The organism is Nocardia sp. NPDC058480, from assembly GCF_042720495.1.
Lineage (GTDB): Bacteria > Actinomycetota > Actinomycetes > Mycobacteriales > Mycobacteriaceae > Nocardia.
Genome location: NZ_JBHXMN010000011.1, coordinates 74,241 through 96,430, shown reverse-complemented (window position 1 = coordinate 96,430; position 22,190 = coordinate 74,241). Strand labels below are relative to the sequence as shown.

The following is a 22,190-nucleotide window of genomic DNA, read 5'->3' as shown; positions in this document are numbered from 1 at the left end:
ATGCTTGTGTCGCAGCGATTTACACGCTCGTGTTGAGCGCCTTGTCGATGATGCCGGTCAGCGCGTTGACAATGCTGTCCCCGGTGACGACCCCATAGAGCACTGCCCCGAAGGCCGCCGCGGCGATGGTGCCGATTGCGTATTCTGCCGTGGACATGCCGTCGTCGTCGATCAGCAGACGTGTGAATCGGGTGCGGGCCCCCGTGTATACCGCGTGGACGAACGTCATCGTGATCCCCTCTCTGGTTGCACCGCGCGGCTGCTCCGCACGGTGAAGATTCGGTGGCCTCGTCGAGGCCGGTCACAGCAGGCCGCCCGCGCCGAGCACTCGGTCCGCCAGGCCGATGACGACCGGGACGATGCCGAGACAGACGAAAGCGGGCAGGAAGCACAGGCCGAGCGGGCCGCCGATCAGCACGCCCGCGCGTTCGGCGCGCGCGACGGCGGCGTCTTCCACGACTTCGCGGCGCTGCGTGGCCAGTTCGCCGATCGCCGCTGCCAGCGAGGCGCCGGAGCGGGCCGAACGGCGTGCCATTCTGGCCAGCGACTCCACCTCGTCGGCGCCGACCGACCCGACGGCATCCGCGGCCGCCCGCTCCCAAGCCGTCGCCGGGTCGGCGCCCAGCGCGAGAAGGTCTGCGGCCCTGAGCAATGCGGCCCGAAGAACCGGCGGCGCTGTCGGCGCGCTCGCGCGCGCGGCCGCGGCCATCGGCAGTCCCGCGCGTAGACAAGCGGCCAGCAGATCGAAGGCGGACGCAGACCCGAGCGGATCGACCTTCGCGGCGCCGCCGGTCGCGCCGGACGCACCAACTGCTGGCGGTCCGAGCGCACGCACCCGTCGGCTGACGGCAACCCGCCCGGGCAACAACATGATCGCCACCGCGGCGACCAACAACGCCGCCGGCGCAGCACCAACCATCCCCTGCACAGCAATCCCCTCCTCGAAGTTTGATCCACACCTGTCCACACCCGATCCGGGCCGACCCGCCGGCACCTCGCGGTCAGCCTGTGGTCTTGTCGGGGTGTTCACATCTGTCCACAGGCAGTCGGGTCGACGGCCACTTCTGCCAACCGTTCGACCGTGCTGCGATGTGGGTCAGGCCGTGCTCTTGCGGGTGATGACATCTGTCCACAGCAGTCCACAGCAGGCCAGGGCCGCGCCCAGTGGGAGCAGTAGCTCGCCGGCCGGAGCTGTGAACAGGATGGTGAGCGGGGCGGCGCCCATCAGTTGACCTAGGCCGATGCCTACCACGGGGAGGCAGGCCAGGACGGTAGCCGATGCGCGGGCGCCGGCGAGGGCGGCTTCGGTGCGGTCTCGGAAGCGAACGCGGCCGAGCAGGTCTGATCTGGCGGCCGAGAGCAGCTCTGCCAGGGCCAGGCCGTGTTCTTCGGCTACTCGCCAGGCGGCGGCGACCCTCGACAGTTCTTCGGCGACAATCGAATCCGCTTGCACCCAGCCGTCGGCGCCGGAGCCACCGAGGCGGCTGCGGCCAGCGCTGGTCGCCAGTACGCGTGCGGCTTCGCCGCGCGACTCGCCTGCGGCGGATTCCGCCGCCGCGCTCGGGTGGGCGCCGACTCGGAGCTCGCCGACCACGGCTTCGAGGCCGGCCAGTAGGTATCCACATTCACGGCGTCGGTCGCGGTCACCACGACCGCGCCGCTTCCGCGCTGCCACAGTGACTCCCAGCAGGAGAGCTGCCAGGCCGACGCCAGGGCCGAACATGAACGCCGTGCACCCCAATCCGATTCCTGCACACCACTCCACAGGCACCCGGCTCGGTGCGCTACTCCCGCCCGCGCCGAACAGCCGGGCGAAGCGCCGCTGCCCGCCTGCCACTGGAAGCACGAGAACCGCAACCGCACAACAGAGCAACGCACTACCCACGAGCTCACCTTCCTCGAGACGAAACCTGCTGCTCGGTCACCACTCGCCGACCGCGTCGAGCGGAGGTCCAACCAACAAGTCCCCGCGCCCACCGATCCGATTCGGTCGTGTGGGCGCCGATCCGGCGGTGAAACCACCATCTCCACAATGAGATCGCTCATCCGAGGCGCACCTCGAGTAGCCGTTGGAGTTCGGCGGCCGCGGGGGTGGGGTGGCTGTCCGACCGCCAGGCCGGGGTGATGTGGACGCCGTCGGAATCACGGTGGAGGATGCCGATTTCGCGGAGGGCACGGGTTCCGTCGGAGCGGCGGTGGACATGGAGGACTACCTGGACCGCGGCGGCCAGTTGGCTGTGCAGGGCGGCGCGGTCCATGCCGCCGAGGGCCGCCAATGCTTCCAGCCGGGCGGGGACTTCCTGGGGCGAGTTGGCGTGGACGGTGCCTGCACCGCCATCGTGGCCGGTGTTGAGCGCGGTCAGCAGGTCGACCACTTCGGCACCGCGGACCTCGCCGACGACAATCCGGTCGGGCCGCATTCGCAAGGCCTGGCGGACCAGATCGCGGACCGTAACCGCGCCAACACCTTCGACATTCGCGGTCCGTGCGACCAGGCGCACGACATGGGGATGAACGGGGGCCAGCTCGGCGGCATCCTCGACGCAGATGATCCGTTCGGCCGGGTCTACCGCGGCGAGCAGGGCAGAGAGGAGCGTAGTTTTTCCCGCGCCGGTACCACCTACGACGAGGAATGCGAGCCGGGCGCGGACGATGTCGCCGAGCAGTCGGCGGGCATCCGGTGGAATCGAGCCGGCGGCGGCCAGCGCGTCGAGACCCTGAGTCGCGGGTCGGAGGATGCGAAGGGATAGGCAGGTGCCGTCGTGGGCGACAGGGGCGAGGACGGCGTGGAGCCGGACGCCGAACGCATCGCCCAGCGTGGCTTCGGTTCCCGCGAGTTTGCCGTCGACCCAGGGTTGAGCATCGTCGAGGCGGCGGCCCGCGGCTAGGGCGAGACGCTGGGCGAGGCGGCGAACAGCTGCCTCGTCGGCGAACCGCACATCGGTCGACTCCAGCCCGCGGCCACGGTCGACCCACACCGAATCCGGGCCGGTGACGAGCACATCGGCGACCCGAGGATCGTGCAGCAGCGGTTCGAGCAGCCCTGCCCCGGTCATCTCGGTCTGCAGCAGGCGCAGGGCCCGGAGTAGGTCGGTATCGGCAAGCACACCGCCGGCTTCGGCGCGGATCGCGGCCGCCAGTTGCGCGGCATCAGGGACACCCGGATGTTCGGCGAGTCGCTCACGGACCCGTTCGAGGAGATCGACGGTGACAAATGTGGTCATACCGGAGGTAGTCATGGCACGTCAGCTCCGACCATGGCGAGGACCGCATCGGCGGCGTCTCGTAGAGGGCCGCGACGGCGCACGCTCAGACCCCCGCGTTCGAGGCGGGACGCCAAGCCTGCTTGCCCTCGAACCGCGGCCAGGAGCGGCAACCCGAGCAACTCGGCCACTTCCGCACCGCGCAGGCCGCCCGGCGCGGGTCCACGAACTATCAAGCCGCGGTTCGGGTTTCGTTCTCCCAGATACGCCGAGACGACTTCGGCCGCGGCGATGGAGCGCAGTCGCGCCGGGACGATGAGGACGACCAGGTCGGCGGCGTCGAGCATCGTGTCGGCGGCGGGGCCACGCTCGGCCGAGACATCACAGACGACAAGATCGCCTGCGTCCCTACCGGATTCGATGACCGCGCGCACAGCAGCGGGAGACAGCTCGGTGGCTGACCATCCGGTCCGCGGGCGCCCGGCCACGGACCCGGTCGGCGCATATCCGATCCCCGCACGCGCCGACATGGGCATCGACCCGATCGACGACCCGCCGATCCCCGCACATCCATCCCCGGGCGCCGACCCGATCGGGTGTCCGCTCACCGCATGCTCGGCCGCGCGGGACGAGCCGGTCGGCGAATATCCGATCCCGGCGCGTCCAGCCGGGTCGGTCGGCGAGCGACCCGGCCCGGCGGCACCTGGCCGCGCTCGCCCACAGGACAGCACCGCCAAGCCGGGAGACGCGGCGGGCAACGCATTATGCAGTGCCGCGGCGGACACCCGCCCGTCCTCGATGATCAGGTCGGGCCATCGCAGCCCTGGCACATTCTCCATGCCCAACACCAGATCTATCCCGCCGTCGAGCGGGGCACCGTCGATCAGCACCGTGTCGCGACGGACGCGGCGCGCGGCCCCGCGCAGCGCGGTAGCCGCGGCAAGCGTGGATGCCCCGGCGCCACCACCCGCGCCCACCACCGCCACGACTATCCCTTCGCCCGTGCGGGATTCAGCGTGTTCGGCGAACTGTTCGACCAGCGCGACCGCACCCGAGGGCAGCGCGACAACCCGTTCGGCACCCACCGCAGTCGCCGCCTGCCAGTCGGGCACGGCCGGTTCCCCCTCGGTGACCAGGACGACGCCCGCCCGCCGCGGGCAGCCGGCGACAGCGGCGGCAACAGCGGCGGCGGTATCGAGGATCACCATCCCGGCCCCTGCCCACGCATGCCTGCCGACAGGCATCACCCGCTCGTCGGTGACGCGCTCGGCGGCCGCCGCGACCCGGCGTACCTCCGCACGCAATCGATCGTCACGCACGAGCACGAGAGCGGGCGCGATGTGTGGGGAGCTGCTGCGCATCGGGGCTTGGTTCATACGACTCAGCGTCGCCGAGCGAGGAAGTTGTCAACACCCCGAAAACGCCGATTGTGGATAACTCGGGGGTGTGGAGAACTTTTCGATCGTCCCCGAAATAGAGGACGGCCCCAGCCGGGGGGGAGGAGGCTGGGGCCGTCGGGTTCAGCCCCGGGGGGTCGGGCTGAACGCGCCTGGACTAAGTCCAGGTGCCAGCAATACTACACCCACTCCCTAGTTCGGGCGCAAGTAGCATTCGCCGACATTCTTCGGCGATTCGCGCCGTCCGGCGTCCCCGGGGCAAACCCTTTTCCACGGTGCGGACAGTCGATCCTGCGGTGCGCGCTGGTCGTGCCTATTCTGTTGACGTGACGCCAGAACGCGACCAGACCTCGCCTACGGACACAAGACTCGGCAAATCGGGCGGAGCCCCGGTGCCGGGCAGGCGGGTCGCCGCGTTCTTCGATCTCGACAAAACAGTGATCGCGAAGTCGAGCGCGTTCGTCTTCAGCAAACCGTTCTACGCGCAAGGTCTGCTCAACCGCAGAGCCGTGTTGGAGAGCAGCTACGCACACTTTTTGTTCCTGCTTTCCGGTGCCGATCACGACCAGATGGAACGGATGCGGGCAAACCTGGCCAACATGTGCGCGGGCTGGGATGTGGAGCAGGTGAAAGCCATTGTGGCCGAGACACTTCACGATCTCGTCGACCCGTTGATCTACGCCGAGGCCGCCGATCTGATCGCCGATCACACGATCCGCGGACACGATGTGGTGATCGTCTCGGCCTCCGGCGAGGAGATCGTCAGCCCGATCGCGGAGGTGCTCGGCGCCTCGCACACCGAGGCGACCCGGATGGTGGTCGAGGACGGCAAGTACACCGGCGATATCGAGTTCTACTGCTACGGCGAGGGCAAGGTCGCCGCCATCGAGAAGCTCGCCGCCGAGCAGGGCTACGACCTGTCACGGTGCTACGCCTACTCCGACTCCGTGACCGATGTGCCGATGCTGAGCGCTGTCGGCCATCCGACCGCGGTAAACCCCGACCGCGCGCTGCGCAAGGAGGCGGCGAGCCGCGGCTGGCCGGTGCTCACATTCTCCAATCCGGTGTCGCTGTGGTCGCGATTCCAGACACCGTCGACCACCACCGTCGCCGCGACGGCAGCCGTCGGACTCAGCGCGATCATCGCGGGCGCGATCAGCTATCGGCTGCTGCGTAAACGACGCTGACCTGCGACGCTCCAGCACGAATCTCCGAGCGACACGCCGAATTCGATAGGATTCGGTAATGCCTCCGAAACCCTTGATGTGAGTGCCATCACAGTGTAAGAATGGAGGCACGGAAGGACGGAAGGCCAAGACGGACCCGGAAGAGAAGGTTTCGCCTCCCATCCCACCCTTCCCAGCACGGACACCAGGCACCCACGCGGAGCGCGCCGCGACAAGGCCGAAAGAGTTGTGGGCCTGCGAAATTCGAGCTCACGTCGGCGAACGCCTCGCACAGGTTGCGGGGATGAACCGGCGGGGTTGGGATGATCGCCGAGGCCACCGAACACAACCCACCCTGCACGCTTGGTAACCGGGTGTTCCGTGCTAGCGGGCGGTGAGGTCGAGCAATCGACAACGCCGCCCGTTTCGATGTGTGGGGACGCCTTCGATGAAGCTCAGCCGGCCGCCGCGTCAGCGATCGAGTTCGCCTCGCGAGCACCGTCTTCCAGCGCGCCCGCGCAGAACAGCACCCAGCCGCCGACACCTTCGGCCGTGCCCATGCCGAATCCGGCCGCCGCGTCGAGGTAGGCCTGACGGCGGCGCAACCAGAACACTTCGGGCACGCCGAGGCTGTGCGGATCGAGCCCACTGGCCACCGCGACCAGACGCGAAGCAGCGCGCGCGACGACCCCGTCGCCGGTGCCGAACGGACGCAGCGTCAGCAGCTCGCCGTGCACGATCGCCGCGATCACCGGGGCGGGTGCCTTGCTGGTCTGGATGGTTTGCGCGAGCAGATCGAGCCGCTCGGCGACGCCCGGAGTCGAGCGCGGACGACCGAGTTCCTGATCGTCGGTCACCAGGTCGGCGGCGGCGAGCAGGTGCAGCCGGGCCAGCGCCTGCAGGGGTGCGCGCCGCCAGGTGCCGATGAGATTGGTGAGCGCGTCGCCGTCGAGCGCCTGGCCCACCCGCAACGCGCCGGCCAGCACCGGATCGCTGACCCGGCCATCGGCGGGCAGATCGGTACTCGCGCCTTCGATGGCCGCCGAGGAACGGGCCGCACGGACGGCGGCTTCGGCGGCGGTGGTCGCCCAACCGCGCCGGTTCGACTTGTGCCGATGCACGGCCGCGAGCGCGTCGCGCGCCTTGTCGGCGGCCTCGCGCACGCCGGGCAGGTCGACCAGGGGCTGCAGCGGATCAGTCACGGCATGGAGGTTACCGCTCGTACAGTGCGGCCCCCACGGTCACATACAACCCGCGCACCGTCGGCCAGCTGCGATCCGGCCACGGCACCTCCGCGAGCCGCTTCGCCGCCGGGGTCACCGCCCGACGCCGCCGCGCTTCCCGCTCAGCCAGCCGTTCAGCATCGATTCGATCCACCGGCGTCTCCAACCCTGTGATCCACACCGCACCACCCGGACGAACCCACGGTACGCCGACGTATCGAGCTCTCGAAGAGTTTCGAGAGCCGACTACCCAAGACCAACCCGTCCTTCAACACCCCAACCCCCGCGCTCCCACCCACACGGTTCACACCAGCCCGCCTCATCTTCCACAACCCACCAACCCCACCACCGCACCCCCAACCACACAGTTCACACCACCCCGCCCCCGTCCTCCACAACCACCAACCCCACCCCCGCACTCCCAACCACGCCGTTCACACCACCCCGCTCCCGTCCTTCAACACCCCACCCAACACAACCCCCGCACTCCCAACCACATCGTTCACACCACCCCACCCCTCCTTCAACACCCCACCCAACACAACCCCCGCACTCCCAACCACACCGCTCACACCAGCCCGTCCCCGTCTTCCACAACCCACCCAACCCAACCACCGCACTCCCGACCCCTGGGGAGGGACGGCCACGAAGTGGCCGGTCCGCGGCCGGGTCGCCGGTTAGCGCTCGAAAGCGCTGAGCCGAAGGCTCTAGTCTCGAGCGCTAACCGGCGGCCCCTCAGGGCCGCGGACACGCGCGCGCCAGCGCGCCAATAAACACAGCCTCAAACCCTCTGGGACTACCAAACCCCTACCCCGTGAGCAGCTCCCGACCAGGAATCGCCTCGAGCAACGTCCGCGTGTACTCCTCACGCGGCGCGGCGAACACCTCATCAGTCGTGGCCGCCTCGACCACCTTGCCCTCACGCATAACCAACACGTTGTCCGCGATCTGCCGAACAACAGCCAAGTCGTGGGTGATGAACAGATAAGTCAGCCCCAGCTCCGCCTGGAGATCATTGAGCAAGGTAAGGATCTGAGCCTGGACCAGCACATCCAGAGCCGAGACCGCCTCATCGCAGACCACCATTTCCGGCGAGAGCGCCAGCGCGCGGGCGATCGCCACCCGCTGACGTTGCCCGCCCGACAACTCGTTGGGATAGCGCCGCAGCACCGACGACGGCAGCGACACCTTGTCGAGCAGGTCGCGCACCACCGCTGCGCGCTCGGTGGCGGTACCGATCTTGTGTACCCGCAGCGGTTCCTCGATCGTGCGGAAGATCGAGTACATCGGATCGAGCGAACCGTAGGGATTCTGGAAGATCGGCTGCACTCGGCGCCGGAATGCGAACGCGCCCTTGCCGCCCAGCTTCGCCACGTCCTTGCCGTCGAAAGCCACTGTGCCCGAAGTCGGTTCGAGCAGGCCGAGCACCATCTGTGCGATGGTCGACTTGCCCGATCCCGACTCCCCGACGATCGCAGTGGTGGTGCCGCGGCAGACCGTGAAACTCACGTCGTCGACGGCCACGAAATCCGCCGACTGCCATGGACGCTTGCCGCGAATCTTGAACGCCTTGGACAGGTTTCGCACATCGAGGACTGTGTCGGGTAGCGCGTCGGATGCCTTCTCGGCGACAGCTACTTCCACAGCCTGCGCACGCACCTCGGCGCGTTGCCGCGACGACGACATCCGCGAGGCCGCCAACGACGGCGCGGAGTTCACCAGCTTCTTGGTATACGCGTGCTGCGGATCGCGCAGAATCTGTAGCGCGGGACCGGATTCCACCACCTTGCCGCGATACATCACCACCAGGTGCTCAGCCCGTTCCGCGGCGAGGCCGAGGTCGTGGGTGATCAGCAGCACCGCGGTCCCCAGCTCGGTGGTGAGCTGTTCGAGATGACCGAGGATCTGGCGCTGCACGGTGACATCGAGTGCCGAGGTCGGCTCGTCGGCGATCAGCAGTTTCGGCCTGCACGACAGACCGATCGCGATGAGCGCGCGCTGACGCATACCGCCGGAGAACTCGTGCGGGTACTGGTTCACCCGCCGTTCGGCATCGGACATGCCCGCCTCTGTCAGCAGTTCCACCGAGCGTTCGCGAGCCGCGCTGCCGGTGGCTATCCCGTTGGCCACCAGCGTTTCCCGGATCTGGAAGCCGATCTTCCACACCGGGTTCAGGTTCGACATCGGATCCTGCGGGACCAGGCCGATGCCGTTGCCGCGAATCGCGACGATCTCCTTCTCCGACGCCGTCGTCAGGTCCTTGCCGTCGAACAGGATCGAACCGCCGGTCACCTTGCCGGTGCCGGGCAGCAGGTCGATGATCGCGTGCGCGGTCGTCGACTTGCCCGAGCCGGATTCGCCGACGATGGCGACGGTCTGACCGGGATAGACGGTGAGGTTCACCCCGCGCACGGCAGGAATCTGCTTGCCGTCGGAGGTGAAACTGACGTCCAGGTCCCGGATTTCGAGCAGGGGCTTCATCGGGTGCGCTCCTTCGGATCGAGCGCGTCGCGCACCGCGTCACCGAGCATGATGAAGCTCAGCACCGTGATGGCCAGCGCGGTCGCCGGGTAGAAAAGGATCGGCGAGGTACGGATCTCGGTCTTGGCGCGGTCGATATCGGCGCCCCAGGACACGATGCTCGGCGGTAGGCCGACGCCGAGGTAGGACAGCGTCGCCTCGGTGACGATGAAGACGCCGAGCCAGATCGTGGCGACCACGATCAGCGGACTCGCCGAGTTGGGCAGCACGTGCTTCATCAGCGTGCCGAGACGCGACACACCCAATGCCTTGGCAGCGGTGACATATTCGCTGTTCTTGGCCTCGATCACCGCGCCACGCGTGATGCGCGCGGCCTGCGGCCAGGTGAAGGCGACCAGGATCGTGATGACCGTCATGATCCCCGCGGGCCGCAGCAGCTGCAGCAGCACGATCGCGGCCAGCACCATCGGGATGGCGAAGAAGATCTCGGCGACACGCGAGACGACCGTGTCGAGCAGGCCACCGTAGAAGCCGGCGATCGCGCCGAGGATGCCGCCTACCAGCAGGAACAGCGCGGCTGAGCCGATGCCGACGGTCACCGACGCCCGGGCGCCGTAGATGGTGCGCGCGAAGACATCACAGCCCTGCTTGTCGAATCCGAATGGATGACCCTCACGCGGGCCGTCCATGCCGAACTCGCCGAGGCACAATCGCGGATCCTGGTCGGTGAACAGCGAAGGCCAGACCACCACGAGCATGACGAACACGATCAACACCACCGAGACCAGAAACACCGGGTTTCGGCGCAGTCGCCGCCACGCGTCGCCCCAGATGCTGGTCGGGGTGCCGTTGTCCAGGACACGGTCGGTGGCGAGCACCTCCACCTCGTCGGCGGGGGCCACGAAATGCTGTTGCTTGTCATGCATAACGGATCCTCGGGTCCAGAGCGGCATAGAGCAGGTCGATCACGAGGTTGACGAGCAGGAACAACACCACCAACACCGTTACGAACGACACCACGGTCGGCGGCTCGCCGCGGATGATCGCCTGGTACATGGTGCCGCCGACGCCGGGAATATTGAAGATGCCCTCGGTGACGATCGCGCCCGCCATCAGCGCGCCGAAATCGGCTCCGAGAAAGGTGACAACCGGGATCATCGAGTTCCGCAGAATGTGCACGGTCACCACGCGACGGCGCCCGAGTCCCTTCGCCGTCGCCGTACGGACGAAATCAGCGGATTTGTTCTCCGCCACCGAGTTCCGGGTCAGCCGCAGCACATAGGCGAACGACAGCGATCCGAGTACGAACGCGGGCACGATCAACTCGCTCAGGCTCGCCTTACCCGTGACGGTGACCGGGGCGATCCCCCACTTCACACCGAGCAGGAACTGCGCGAGATAACCCACGACGAACACCGGCAGCGCGATGATCACCAGACTCGCGATGAGCATCGACGAATCGAAAAGCTTGCCTTTGCGCAACCCGGCGATCAATCCGAACACGATGCCGAAGAAGCCTTCGATCAGCACCGCGAGAAAAGCGAGTTTGATGGTGATCGGAAAGGCGCGTTCGAGTTCTTCGCGCACCGGTCGGCCCGAGAACGAGGTGCCGAAGTCCAGGGTGAGAATCCCTTTCAAGTAATGCAGATACTGCATGATGAAAGGCTGATCGAGGTGATATCGAGCGCGCAGTACCGCCTCGGCGGCAGGCGTCAGCTGTTTCTCGCCTGCCAACGCCTTGATCGGGTCACCCGGAATCAGAAAGACCATCGCATAGATGAGCAGCGTCGCGCCCAGGAATACCGGGATCATCTGGAGCAGACGCCGAAGTACGTACCAAGCCATCATTTCCTCCGAAAACGACGGGGGCCGAGCCACACACAGTGACTCGGCCCCATCGTCGAGTTCTACTTCTCGATGTTCTCGAAGTCGAACAGACCATTCCAGGTGAGCTCGGCCTTGGTGACCTTGTCCGAGCGACCCGCGTTGGCGACATAGTCGAACACCGGGATGTCGGCCATGTCCTCGAGCATGATCGCCTGCGCTTGTGCGATCAGCTTGTAGGAATCCGCCTGCGTCGGGGCGGCGAGGGCGGCGTTGAACAGGCGGTCGACCTCGGGATTGTTGTAGTTGACATTGTTGGTCTCGGAGAAGCTGTAGTACTGCGAACTCAGGAACTGCATCATCGTCGGGTAGTCACCCTGCCAGCCGTAGCGGAACGCCGTGCCGATGGTCTTGGCGTTCACCGCGTCACGGATGTTCTTGAACGTCGGCATCGGGTTGGCGACCGCGTCGATACCCAGGGTGTTCTTCACGCTGTTGGCCACGGCCTCGATCCAGGCCTGGTGGCCGCCGTCGCTGTTGTAGGTGATCTGGTACTGACCCGACCACGGCGAGATGGCGTCGGCCTGCGCCCACAGTTTCTTGGCCTGGTCGGGGTTGTAATCGAACACTTCCGAACCCGGCAGGTTCGCGTCGTAGCCAGGCAGGGTCGCCGCGGTGAAGTCGCGCGACGGCGTGCGCGTGCCGTTGAAGATCTTGTCGATGATCTGCGGGCGGTTGATCGCCATCGAGATGGCCTTGCGACGCAAGACGCCTTCCTCGCCACCGAAATGCGGCACGGTGGTCTGGATGCCGATGTGCTGGTTCTGCGCGGTCGGCTTGGTGATCGCACGGTCGCCGAGGTCGCTCTGGTAGGTGGTAATGGCGCTGTCGGGAATGGTATCGAGGGTGTCGAGGTTTCCCGCCTGCAGATCCGCGTACGCGGTGTCGTAGGACTGGTACATCACGAATCGGAGGCCCTTGTTCTTGGCCGGGCGGCCACCGGGGTAGTCCGGGTTGGGCGTCAAATCGATCTTGACGTTGTGTTCCCACGAACCGAAAGCGTAGGGACCGTTGCCGATCGGCTTCTCACCGAAAGCCTTCATATCCTTGAAAGCGGCCTCGGGCAGCGGATAGAACGGCGAGTAACCGAGCGCGCTCTCGAAGTCGATCGAGGGCGACTTCAGATCGACGGTGAAAGTACGGTCGTCGACGACCTTCAAGCCCGACATTGTCTTGGCGGTCGGCTTTTCCGCGCTTACCTCGTCGAACCCGGCGATGGGGTTGTACACGTAACTCTGCAGCTGCGCGTTGTCGGCGAGAGCGCCGTAGTTCCACGCGTCGACAAAGGATTTCGCGGTCACCGTGGTGCCATCGGTGAACTTCCAGTTCGGCTTGATGGTGATCTTGTACGACTTACGATCGGTCGTCTCGATCTTCTCGGCCATCTCGTCGTGGGCGACGCCGTTGGCGTCGTAGTACTTCAGCCCGGCGAACAAACGGTCGACAACGCGGCCGCCCATGTTCTCGTTGGTATTGCTGGGCACCAATGGATTCTGCGGCTCGCCCGCATTGGTGGTGACGATGCTCGAATCAGCACTGTCGTCGGACGAGCACGCGGTGAGACTGAGGCTTGTGGCCGCCAGTCCCGCCGCGACCAGCGCGGTCGCTCTGATGAATCTCAACGCTCTCTCCCGGTTCAATTCCGTGGCTAACGGTCGGAGGTTAGCGGCTCCGGCTCGATTTTTCAGCGATCCGAGCCATTTTCAGTTCACATGTATCAGTACGGTTACTCGCTGGAAACGCAGGAAAAATTGCCGAGCCCCTCGCCCTCGGCAGAAAAATATGAACAAATATCGGGAACCATCAGCTGAACCGTTGAGTAAAAACGATAGCTCGCGACCGGCCGGTCTGTCCGCGAAGTCATCGGATGAACTAGCCCTATTGACCGCCGCGAAACATCGTCGCGATAACGGGACACTCCCGCGCGGGTCTGTTGGCTACTGTCTAGACAGCCGGGCCGCACCCCGGCGACCGACCCGACCGCACCAGGCATGTGAGGCTGAATCGACGTGACCGAAACTGCTGCAGGACACCAGGACTCGTATCCGCCGAGTGCGGAATTCGCCGCCGCCGCCAACGCGGACGCCGCGCTCTACGACCGTGGCGAGACCGACCGCGACGGCTTCTGGGCCGAACAGGCCAACCGGCTGCACTGGCACAAACCCTTCACCGAGGTGCTCGACTGGGCCGACGCCCCGGTCGCGCGCTGGTTCGGCGACGGCGAGCTCAATGTCTCCTACAACTGCGTCGACCGCCACGTCATCGACGGGCACGGCGACCAGGTCGCTATCCACTGGGAAGGCGAACCCGGCGACTCGCGCGAGATCACCTACCGCGAACTCCTGGAAGAAGTCTCGCGGGCGGCGAACTACCTGACCGAGCTCGGGCTGTCGGCAGGCGATCGCGTCGCCATCTACATGCCGATGGTGCCCGAGGCGATCGTGGCCATGCTGGCGTGCGCGCGGCTGGGACTCACCCACTCGGTGGTGTTCGCGGGATTCTCCCCGAGCGCGCTGAGGCAGCGGGTCGACGACGCCGAGGCCCGGTTGATCATCACCACCGACGGTCAGTGGCGGCGCGGTAAGCCGGCACCGCTCAAGGAGGCGGTCGACGAGGCACTGGCGGCCAAGGGTGACGTGCCGTCGTCGGTGGAGCACGTGCTCGTGGTGCGCCGGGTCGGCACGGAGGTGCCGTGGACCGACGGGCGCGATCTGTGGTGGCACGAAACCGTCGCTGCCGCTTCGCCTTCACACGAGGCGCAAGCCTTCCCCGCCGAGCATCCGCTGTTCATCCTCTACACCTCCGGCACCACCGGAAAACCCAAGGGCATCCTCCACACCACCGGCGGATACCTCACCCAGACCGCCTACACCCACCACAACGTCTTCGACCACAAAGCCGGACAAGACGTCTACTGGTGCACCGCCGACATCGGCTGGGTCACCGGCCACAGCTACATCGTCTACGGACCACTCGCCAACCGCGCCACCCAAGTCGTCTACGAAGGCACCCCCAACTCCCCCGACGAACACCGACACTTCCAGATCATCGAAAAATACGGTGTCACCATCTACTACACCGCGCCCACATTGATCCGCACGTTCATGAAATGGGGCCGTGAGATCCCCGACGCACACGATCTGAGCACCCTGCGACTGCTCGGCTCCGTCGGCGAACCGATCAACCCCGAAGCATGGCGCTGGTACCGGGACGTGTTCGGCGCGAACACGACTCCGATCGTCGACACCTGGTGGCAGACCGAGACCGGCGCCATCATGATCTCCCCGCTGCCCGGCGTCACCGCGACCAAGCCGGGCGCCGCGATGGGCCCATTGCCCGGAATCTCCGCGACCGTCGTCGACGAAGAGGGCAAGCCGGTACAGCTCGGCGAGACCGAGGCCAACGGATACCTCGTGCTCGACAAGCCGTGGCCGTCGATGCTGCGTGGCATCTGGGGCGATATGGATCGCTACCGGTCCACCTACTGGGAGCGCTACGCCGAGCAGGGGTGGTACTTCGCGGGCGACGGCGCCAAACTCGACGCCGACGGTGACCTGTGGGTGCTGGGCCGGGTCGACGACGTCATGAACGTCTCCGGGCATCGCATCTCCACCGCCGAGGTCGAGTCCGCGCTGGTCGGGCACCCTGCCGTCGCCGAGGCCGCCGTGGTCGGCGCTACCGACGCGACCACCGGGCAGGGGATCGTCGCGTTCACCATCCTCACCGGTGAGGCCGCGGGGTCGGCGGGGCCGGAGCTCGTCGCCGAGCTGAAGGCGCAGGTGTCCAAGGAGATCAGCCCGATCGCGCGACCGCGCGAGATCCACATCGTGCCCGAGCTGCCCAAGACGCGCAGCGGCAAGATCATGCGCAGGCTGCTGCGCGATGTCGCCGAGGGACGCGAGCTCGGCGATACCTCGACGCTGGTCGATCCTGGCGTTTTCGAGGCAATTCGCACCGGGAGCAACTGACGCGCACCCGGCCGGTGACCTCCGGAGTCACCGGCCGGGTCCGTTAAGATCGCGTAGAGGTGTGCCGGGAAGTCTGGTCGGCATGCGGTCGTGCATCGAGCCGATGAGCGCCCGCAGCTCAGTCGACCCCTGCCGGAAGGCTTGCCCTTGATCACACGCGTCCGCTCCGAGCTCACCCGTTATCTCCGCACCGAGACCGTCGGCGGTGCGCTGCTCCTCGTGGCCGCCGCGGTGGCCCTGATCTGGGTGAACTCGCCGTGGGGCGCGAGCTATCAGACGATAATCGACACCCGCCTCAGTATCTCCGCGCTGCACCTGGACCTCACCCTGGCCGACTGGGCCAAGGACGGATTGCTCGCGATCTTCTTCTTCGTCGCCGGGCTCGAGCTCAAACGCGAGTTCGCCGTCGGCGAGCTGGCCGACCCGAAACGGGCCGCGCTGCCGATCATCGCCGCGGTGGGCGGCGTGATCACCCCGGCCGTGATCGCGCTGGTGATCGGCCACGGCGTGCCCGGCATGGACCGAGGCTGGGCCATTCCCGTCGCCACCGATATCGCCTTCGCGCTCGCGATCCTCGCGATGACCGGTTCGCGGATCCCCACCAGCGCCCGGGTGTTCCTGCTGAGCCTGGCCGTGGTGGACGATCTGCTCGCCATCGTTCTCATCGCGGTGCTGTTCACCGCCTCGCTGTCGCTGCTGTGGCTGGCCGCGGCCATCGCCTGCTGCGGCGCGTGGGCGCTCGCCCAGAAACTGCGGTTGCACACGCCGCTGTTCTATATTCCGGTCGCGCTGGTGTGCTGGTACGCGCTGCACGAGGCGGGCATCCATCCGACGCTGGCCGGTGTCGCGCTCGGGCTGCTCACCAGAGTGCGCAAGGATCCCGGCGAGAAGACGGCGCCCGCGACGCACCTCGAGCATGTGGTGCAGCCGATCTCGGCCGGGTTCTGTGTGCCGCTGTTCGCACTGTTCGCCTCCGGTGTGCCGCTCAACGGAGCGGTGTTCGGATCGCTGTTCACCGACCGGCTCGCGCTGGCGATCATCCTCGGGCTCCTGCTCGGCAAAACGATCGGGATCTTCGGGGTGAGCTGGGTCGCGATCCGGCTCGGCTGGGTGAAACGGCCTGCCGGACTGGAGTATCGCGACATGTTCGCCCTGTCGGTACTCGGCGCGATCGGGTTCACCGTTAGCCTTCTGGTGGCGGAACTCGCGCTCGCCGACGTCGGCACCGATGCCATCGATCTTGCCAAGGCCGCCGTTCTGGTGACCTCGATGGCAGCATCGCTGATCGGATCGGCGCTACTGTTGCGCCGAGGACGTGTGCACCAGGCGCGCCGCGATGCAGACCAGTTACCACAGGGAGAAGGGTCGACGAAGTGAGTTACACCCAAGGCGGACATGACGGTCGGACGGTCACTTCGATCCCGTTGACCGACGCCAATCCGCCCGGATCGGCGAGCATCGGCAGCCTCGTGCGCGATGCCACCGAGCAGATGTCGACACTGGTGCGCGCCGAGGTGGCGCTGGCCAAGGCCGAGGTCACCGGCGAGATCAAGAAGGGGCTCACCGGCAGCGTCTTCTTCATCCTCGCGCTGGTGGTACTGCTGTTCAGCTCGTTCTTCTTTTTCTTCTTCGTCGCCGAGCTGCTCGACATGTGGCTGTGGCGCTGGGCCGCGTTCCTGATCGTGTTCCTGCTGATGGTGCTCACCACAGTCCTGCTGGCATTGTTCGGGTGGCTCAAGGTCCGGAAGGTGCGCGCGCCGGAGAAGACGATCGGCTCGCTCAAGCAGTCCGCCGAGGTACTGCCTGCCGCGTTCACCCATCGTGAGGCGACTCCTTCGCTGGAGAAGTCGAGTAACCGATGACGCACCGGGCGGGCCCGGTCGCAACAGCCGGACCCGCCCACTAGGCTCGATCGGCGTGTCGTCCAACTCATTCCCGGATCCCTCCAGCGTCCGTTTCGACGGACCGTGGACCCACCGGGACGTGCACGCCAACGGAATCCGCTTCCATGTCGTCGAAGCAGTTGTCGCCGAAGCCGACGGTACGGACCGCGCCGAGGCGCCGCTGGTGCTGCTGCTGCATGGTTTCGCCGATTTCTGGTGGTCGTGGCGTCATCAGCTGACCGCGCTTTCCGACCACGGGTATCGCACCGTCGCCGTCGACCTGCGCGGCTACGGCGATACCGACAAACCACCGCGCGGTTACGACGGGTGGACCCTCGCCGGTGACATCGCCGGACTGATCAGAGCGCTCGGACACACCGAGGCCACGCTCGTCGGACACGCCGAAGGCGGACTGGTGTGCTGGGCCACCGCGGTGCTGCATCCGCGACTGGTCCGCTCGATCGCGCTGGTCAGCTCGCCGCATCCCGCCGCGCTCAAGAGCGCTGTCCTGCGCGATCCGGCGCAGCGTGCGACCTGGCTGCCCGACTTCCTGCGGTATCAGCTGCCGCGCTATCCCGAAAACCTGCTCACCCGGCGTGGTGGAGCCGAGGTCGAGCGGCTGCTGCACGATCGGGTCGGTGCATCCTGGTCGCGCAGCGCGGAATTTGTCGAGACCGCGTCGCGGATGCGCCACGCCATCCGGATCCCGGGGGCCGCGCACAGTGCGCTGGAATATCAGCGCTGGGCGTTTCGCAGTCAGTGGCGGCCCGACGGTAAGCGGTTCATGGCCACGATGCGCACGCCGATCGACATCCCGGTGTTGATGCTGCGCGGCGAGCACGATCGGTATCTGCTCGACGCCACGTTCCGTCGCGGGGAGTCGTTGTCACCCAATCGGACGCTGGTGTCGATTCCGGATGCCGGGCATTACGCGCACCAGGAGAAACCGGCCAAGGTCAACGAGGTGCTGACCACGCATTGGCGCGAGCAGAACGGGGTCAACGGGTCACCCCACGACGACCTGGTCTCACCCTGAACCGAGATTCTGACCCGGGACGAGCTAGCTCAGCTCAGTACACAGCCGCCCGTGTCCACCTTGGTGCTGCTCGGGGCGGCTGCGGCCAATTCGGGCGCGACCTCGTTCAGGGTCAGGACGTAGCCGGTGTCGTCGTCGGTGACGGCCGCACCGAAGACCACGCCGAGCAGTTTGCCCTCGGCGTCGACCAGTGGTCCGCCCGAGTTGCCGGCGCGGACCTGGCCGCGGACGGTGTACACCTCACGTTCGACCTCACCGTCGCGGTGGATGGTCGGGCCGGTGAGGTCGAGGGTCGCGCGGACTCGGGCGGCGCTGGCCGTGTACGGGCCACCACCGGGGTAGCCGAGCACGATCGCGCTCTCGCCCGAACTCGCGGGCTCGGGGGCAGGGTCCAGGACCGGCGAGGTGAGCCCCGGTACGGCCAGGACCGCGATGTCCTTGGACGGATCGAACAGCACCACGGTGGCATCGAGGGCGCCGCGCGGGGTATCGACCGACACAGTGTTGGTGCCCGCGACGACGTGCGCGTTGGTCATCACGCGTTCCGGCGCGACGACGAAGCCCGAACCCTCGAGCGCCCGCTGGCAACTGGGGGCCGTGCCCCGGATGCGCAGCACGCTCTGCTGCAGCGAAGCCGCGACCGGACTCGCCAACACTGACGGATCAGGCGGTTCGACGGCGGCGATCGGCGCTCGGCCGAACGGCCCGATCACGTCGGGCAGTCCGGAAGTGTCGAGCAGCTTGGAGAACTCGTTGGGTACCTTGCGCAACCAGTCCGGCGCGACGGAGTTGACGTCGGCGAGCACCCTGGACCCGTTGATCGCGGCGGCGACGGCGGGTTGGGACGCGGTGGCCAGCGGCAACGCGAGCAGCCAGGCCGCGACCAGCACGGTCACCGCCTGTAACACCGCGCCGACGACGCTGTCCACACTGCGCGCGACCGGCTGCCTGATGCTGGTGCGCGCGGCGCGGCCGAGCACCATGCCCGCGACCTCGCCGACGATCACCAGCAGCACGATCAGCAGGATGCCGCCGAGCACCCGGCTGCGGCCCTCACTGAGGTGTTTGAGGATGTGCGGCGCGATCAGAATGCCCGCTACCGCGCCGAGCGCGACCCCGAAGAACGCCAGCGCCGACGCCACCGCGCCCTGCCGCCACCCGGTGGACGCCGCGACCAGCGCGATCAATACCACCGCGATGTCGAGCCATACCGAGGGGCTCACAGGGTCATTCCGACCGCAGCCAGCGAGCTCTCCAGGTCACGCACGTCGCCCCGATCCCAGTTTCGTTCCCACCCAGCGGATTTGATGATGCCGGCGAGAATACCGCCGGTGAGTCCCCACACCAGCATGCCGTCGACCTGGAACGCGGGGCTCTGGTAGCCGAGACTGCCACGCACCATGAATCTGTGTGCCGGATCTAGCAATTCGGTGAGCGGCACACGCACGACACGCTCGGTTTCGCCCTGATCGACGACCCGGACCGCGCTGGGTGCCCGCCAGTAGCCGAGCACCGGAGTGACGTCGAATTTCGACGGCGGGACGAACAGTTTCGGCAGCAGGGCGAACGGCTGAACACCCGCGGGGTCGAGACCGGTTTCCTCGGCGGCCTCGCGCAGCGCGGTGCCGACCGGGCCGCCGTCGCCGGGATCCTCGGCGCCGCCGGGGAACGCGATCTGGCCGCGGTGCTGGCGCATGGTCGAGGCGCGTTGGGTGAGCAGGACGTCGGCGTCGGCGGGCAGGCCGCCGGGCGCTGACTCGTCGGACTCGGGCGAACCGCCGAACAGCACGAGGACGGCGGCCTGGCGTGGTTTGCCGGTGATCGACATGGCCCGGCGTAGTGCGCGGGAGGTAGCGAGAGTGTCGTCGGCGTCGTGGCCACCGGATCTGATCGCGTGGCGCAGCCAGGAGGGCAGGCCGGAATCGTCGAGCCTCGCTACATCGTTCACGCCATCGCCTTCGATCCGCACGCCACTGTTACGTCCTCTGTCATACCGTGACCCCCAGCTTCGCGGATACCGTATCCGCGATGTCGGCCACGTCGGCAAAGGTACGCACCTCCACACTCGCGATGGTGCCGTCGGCCCGCACGAGCACCGAAACGGGCAGTACCGCGGGCGCACCGACCGCACTGCGCACGGCGGCCTCCGGATCCTCGACACCGGGCAGGGTGATGCCGAGTCCGCTCAGCCGAGACAGTGCCATCGCCTCGCCGGGATCACTGTGCACGGTCATGACCGTTAGTGCCGAGCCCGCCCGCTGCGCGAATTCCTGCAGGTGGGGCAACTCGGTGGCGCAGGGGCCACACCAGTAGGCCCACAGATTGAGTAGCGCGGGCTTTCCCGCCAGCGCGGCAGCCAGGTCCGTCGGCTTGCCATCGGCCAGGCAGGTGAGCTGAAGCCCGGCCAACGGTCCCGACCCCGCCGCTTGCGTCTGCGCGGTCGGCTGTGGGCCCGACACAGATGCTTGCGTAGCCGGGCAGGGTGCGAGTTCCGCTGCTGCTCGTTCCTCGGCCGACACGCCCGACGTCTGTCGCGTTGTCTGCGAAATAGTGCCAGTGGACTCGGAACCCTCGCGCGGCCACAGTGCCACCGTCGCGGCGACGACCAAGATCACCGCGGCGAGCACCCAGCGCAATTCGGGCCGCCGCAGCAGCGAGGCTCCGCTCACAGGCCGACCATGTTCAGCAGGTGTTCGCGCTCCGGGCCCTTCACCAACTCCGCGGCCACCGCCGGATCGGTCGGACCGAGCCCGAACGACGGGCAGTCGTCAGCGAGCACGCACGCGCCGCAGGCCGGCTTGCGCGCATGGCACACCCGACGCCCCTGGAAGATCACCCGGTGCGAGAGCATCGTCCAGTCCTTGCGCTCGAACAGCGCGCCGACCGCGTGCTCGACCTTGACCGGATCTTCTTCGTCGGTCCACTGCCAGCGGCGCACCAGCCGGCCGAAGTGGGTGTCGACGGTGATACCCGGCACCTCGAACGCGTTGCCGAGGATGACGTTGGCGGTCTTGCGCCCGATCCCGGGCAATTTCACCAATTCGTCCAGAGTGTGAGGCAACTCACCGTCGTATTTTTCGACCAGCGCCTGGCCGAGCCCCATCAGCGAACTGGTCTTGTTCCGGTAGAAGCCGGTGGCCCTGATGTATTCCTCCAGCTCCACCCGGTTGGCCTGCGCGTAGTCGTAGGCACTGCGGTACTTCGCGAACAGCGCCGGAGTGGTGAGGTTCACCCGCACGTCGGTGCACTGGGCGGACAGGATCGTCGCGACGGCCAGTTCCAGTGGGGTGGTGAAGTCGAGCTCGCAGTGCGCCCCGGGGAACGCCTCGGCGAGCGTGCGGTTGATCCGGCGGGCTCGGCGGACCAGTCCGATCCGCGTTTCCGCAGCTATCGCACGGTTCTTGCGCTTGCGGGCAGCCGAAATTCCGGTGGGCGCGGCAGCCGTAACCACTGCCGGATCGGCATCGCCGGCGGCAGCGGGGGCAGGGGAAACGGGCACTGCTTCACCATACGGAACCGCTACGACAACATTGCCCGGCCAGTTTGCCCGCTGTGTTCCATCTGAGACCTGGACCGTGTTTACTGCCAGTCATGCAAGGACTCGCTGTGGTGCTCTTCCCAGTGCTGTTGATGCTGTTCGCGCTGGGGATGGAGCGGGTCGAGAATCGGCTCCGAAAGCTTCTCGAACCCGACGAAGAGGTTCAGCAGTACCTGGACAGCGCCAGCAACGCCGAAGTGAAAGAGCTGACGAAGCTCGGCCTGCCCGCCGCCGTGGCGCGCGTGCGCAAACGCCGTTCCCGGACCTCCGAAATGGACGTTGCCCGGGCGAGCTAAACGATCGATTCACAGAGCGCAATCCACTCTTTACGTGGTGTCTGTCACTGCGGTGCCGGATTGCCGCGTAGACTGCGCGGTTGGTCGATTCGCTCGACCAGGTTCGCAAGCCATA

21 protein-coding genes are annotated in these 22,190 nt (G+C 67.1%); 6 read left to right on the top strand and 15 right to left on the bottom strand.

Features of this window, described 5'->3' with window-relative positions; genetic code table 11:
- Positions 1-19: 19 nt before the first annotated feature.
- The 5 genes from ACFWO8_RS23860 to ssd form a co-directional block, all read right to left on the bottom strand.
- The gene (locus tag ACFWO8_RS23860; RefSeq protein ID WP_378961919.1) at positions 20-229 is read right to left on the bottom strand and encodes a DUF4244 domain-containing protein; all 210 of its coding nucleotides are present in this window, start codon (positions 227-229) and stop codon (positions 20-22) included.
- Between the two features lie 72 nt (positions 230-301).
- Entirely contained in the window at positions 302-919 is a 618-nt protein-coding gene (locus tag ACFWO8_RS23855) for a type II secretion system F family protein (RefSeq protein WP_378961910.1), read from the bottom strand.
- Between the two features lie 177 nt (positions 920-1,096).
- Positions 1,097-1,675 (bottom strand): type II secretion system F family protein, encoded by a 579-nt coding sequence (locus ACFWO8_RS23850; RefSeq protein WP_378961899.1) that lies wholly within the window; start codon positions 1,673-1,675, stop codon positions 1,097-1,099.
- A gap of 367 nt (positions 1,676-2,042) precedes the next feature.
- Positions 2,043-3,224: a TadA family conjugal transfer-associated ATPase gene (locus ACFWO8_RS23845; protein WP_378962754.1), complete on the bottom strand. Its 1,182-nt coding sequence runs from the start codon at positions 3,222-3,224 to the stop codon at positions 2,043-2,045.
- An 11-nt stretch (positions 3,225-3,235) separates the two neighbouring features.
- Entirely contained in the window at positions 3,236-4,579 is a 1,344-nt protein-coding gene (gene ssd, locus ACFWO8_RS23840) for a septum site-determining protein Ssd (RefSeq protein WP_378961889.1), read from the bottom strand.
- 413 nt (positions 4,580-4,992) lie between these two features.
- On the opposite strand from ssd, the gene ACFWO8_RS23835 reads away from it, so the two are divergent.
- Positions 4,993-5,787 (top strand): HAD-IB family hydrolase, encoded by a 795-nt coding sequence (locus ACFWO8_RS23835; protein ID WP_378962749.1) that lies wholly within the window; start codon positions 4,993-4,995, stop codon positions 5,785-5,787.
- 434 nt (positions 5,788-6,221) lie between these two features.
- On the opposite strand, the gene ACFWO8_RS23830 is transcribed toward ACFWO8_RS23835, so the two are convergent.
- The 6 genes from ACFWO8_RS23830 to ACFWO8_RS23805 all read right to left on the bottom strand — a co-directional run bounded on the left by ACFWO8_RS23830 (position 6,222) and on the right by ACFWO8_RS23805 (position 12,976).
- Positions 6,222-6,968: an oxidoreductase gene (locus tag ACFWO8_RS23830; protein ID WP_378961873.1), complete on the bottom strand. Its 747-nt coding sequence runs from the start codon at positions 6,966-6,968 to the stop codon at positions 6,222-6,224.
- A gap of 10 nt (positions 6,969-6,978) precedes the next feature.
- Positions 6,979-7,143, bottom strand: coding sequence for a hypothetical protein (locus tag ACFWO8_RS23825; protein ID WP_266297608.1), 165 nt, complete (start codon positions 7,141-7,143; stop codon positions 6,979-6,981).
- A 653-nt stretch (positions 7,144-7,796) separates the two neighbouring features.
- The gene (locus tag ACFWO8_RS23820; protein ID WP_378961865.1) at positions 7,797-9,470 is read right to left on the bottom strand and encodes a dipeptide ABC transporter ATP-binding protein; all 1,674 of its coding nucleotides are present in this window, start codon (positions 9,468-9,470) and stop codon (positions 7,797-7,799) included.
- Positions 9,467-10,396: an ABC transporter permease gene (locus ACFWO8_RS23815; RefSeq protein ID WP_378961851.1), complete on the bottom strand. Its 930-nt coding sequence runs from the start codon at positions 10,394-10,396 to the stop codon at positions 9,467-9,469. Before ACFWO8_RS23815 ends, ACFWO8_RS23820 begins: the two co-directional genes overlap by 4 nt.
- Positions 10,389-11,315, bottom strand: a complete 927-nt coding sequence (locus tag ACFWO8_RS23810) for an ABC transporter permease (RefSeq protein ID WP_378961841.1) — start codon at positions 11,313-11,315, stop codon at positions 10,389-10,391. Before ACFWO8_RS23810 ends, ACFWO8_RS23815 begins: the two co-directional genes overlap by 8 nt.
- Positions 11,316-11,377: 62 nt before the next feature.
- Positions 11,378-12,976, bottom strand: a complete 1,599-nt coding sequence (locus ACFWO8_RS23805) for an ABC transporter substrate-binding protein (protein WP_378961830.1) — start codon at positions 12,974-12,976, stop codon at positions 11,378-11,380.
- A gap of 387 nt (positions 12,977-13,363) precedes the next feature.
- Here ACFWO8_RS23805 and acs point away from each other — a divergent pair, with 387 nt between their 5' ends.
- The 4 genes from acs to ACFWO8_RS23785 all read left to right on the top strand — a co-directional run bounded on the left by acs (position 13,364) and on the right by ACFWO8_RS23785 (position 18,241).
- Positions 13,364-15,322 carry an acetate--CoA ligase gene (gene acs / locus ACFWO8_RS23800; RefSeq protein WP_378961820.1) on the top strand — a complete coding sequence of 653 codons (1,959 nt, stop codon included), beginning with the start codon at positions 13,364-13,366 and terminating at the stop codon, positions 15,320-15,322.
- A gap of 147 nt (positions 15,323-15,469) precedes the next feature.
- Positions 15,470-16,699, top strand: coding sequence for a Na+/H+ antiporter NhaA (gene nhaA, locus ACFWO8_RS23795; protein ID WP_378961811.1), 1,230 nt, complete (start codon positions 15,470-15,472; stop codon positions 16,697-16,699).
- Positions 16,696-17,184, top strand: a complete 489-nt coding sequence (locus ACFWO8_RS23790; RefSeq protein ID WP_378961803.1) for a phage holin family protein — start codon at positions 16,696-16,698, stop codon at positions 17,182-17,184. Before nhaA ends, ACFWO8_RS23790 begins: the two co-directional genes overlap by 4 nt.
- A gap of 55 nt (positions 17,185-17,239) precedes the next feature.
- Complete coding sequence (locus tag ACFWO8_RS23785) at positions 17,240-18,241, top strand: alpha/beta fold hydrolase (RefSeq protein WP_378961797.1); 1,002 nt, start codon at positions 17,240-17,242, stop codon at positions 18,239-18,241.
- Positions 18,242-18,270: 29 nt separating this feature from the next.
- Here the strand turns inward: ACFWO8_RS23785 and ACFWO8_RS23780 are convergent, their stop codons facing one another.
- Genes ACFWO8_RS23780 through nth form a run of 4 tightly spaced genes read right to left on the bottom strand, consistent with a single transcriptional unit; the run spans position 18,271 to position 21,665 of the window.
- Positions 18,271-19,464: a MarP family serine protease gene (locus tag ACFWO8_RS23780; protein WP_378961778.1), complete on the bottom strand. Its 1,194-nt coding sequence runs from the start codon at positions 19,462-19,464 to the stop codon at positions 18,271-18,273.
- The gene (locus tag ACFWO8_RS23775) at positions 19,461-20,189 is read right to left on the bottom strand and encodes an NUDIX hydrolase (RefSeq protein ID WP_378961756.1); all 729 of its coding nucleotides are present in this window, start codon (positions 20,187-20,189) and stop codon (positions 19,461-19,463) included. The genes ACFWO8_RS23780 and ACFWO8_RS23775 overlap by 4 nt, the downstream gene beginning before the upstream one ends.
- Before the next feature lie 40 nt (positions 20,190-20,229).
- Positions 20,230-20,910 carry a TlpA family protein disulfide reductase gene (locus ACFWO8_RS23770; RefSeq protein ID WP_378961742.1) on the bottom strand — a complete coding sequence of 227 codons (681 nt, stop codon included), beginning with the start codon at positions 20,908-20,910 and terminating at the stop codon, positions 20,230-20,232.
- The gene (gene nth, locus ACFWO8_RS23765) at positions 20,907-21,665 is read right to left on the bottom strand and encodes an endonuclease III (protein WP_378962744.1); all 759 of its coding nucleotides are present in this window, start codon (positions 21,663-21,665) and stop codon (positions 20,907-20,909) included. Before nth ends, ACFWO8_RS23770 begins: the two co-directional genes overlap by 4 nt.
- A 182-nt stretch (positions 21,666-21,847) precedes the next feature.
- Between nth and ACFWO8_RS23760 the strand changes: the two genes are divergently transcribed.
- Positions 21,848-22,075, top strand: coding sequence for a hypothetical protein (locus tag ACFWO8_RS23760; protein WP_378961736.1), 228 nt, complete (start codon positions 21,848-21,850; stop codon positions 22,073-22,075).
- Positions 22,076-22,190: the final 115 nt, after the last annotated feature.

Bases quoted from the DNA above. Each gene is read 5' to 3' on its own strand.
- ACFWO8_RS23860 (WP_378961919.1), bottom strand. From the start codon at position 229: ATGACGTTCGTCCACGCGGTATACACGGGGGCCCGCACCCGATTCACA.
- ACFWO8_RS23855 (WP_378961910.1), bottom strand. From the start codon at position 919: ATGGTTGGTGCTGCGCCGGCGGCGTTGTTGGTCGCCGCGGTGGCGATC.
- ACFWO8_RS23845 (WP_378962754.1), bottom strand. From the start codon at position 3,224: ATGACCACATTTGTCACCGTCGATCTCCTCGAACGGGTCCGTGAGCGA.
- ssd (WP_378961889.1), bottom strand. From the start codon at position 4,579: ATGAACCAAGCCCCGATGCGCAGCAGCTCCCCACACATCGCGCCCGCT.
- ACFWO8_RS23820 (WP_378961865.1), bottom strand. From the start codon at position 9,470: ATGAAGCCCCTGCTCGAAATCCGGGACCTGGACGTCAGTTTCACCTCC.
- ACFWO8_RS23815 (WP_378961851.1), bottom strand. From the start codon at position 10,396: ATGCATGACAAGCAACAGCATTTCGTGGCCCCCGCCGACGAGGTGGAG.
- ACFWO8_RS23810 (WP_378961841.1), bottom strand. From the start codon at position 11,315: ATGGCTTGGTACGTACTTCGGCGTCTGCTCCAGATGATCCCGGTATTC.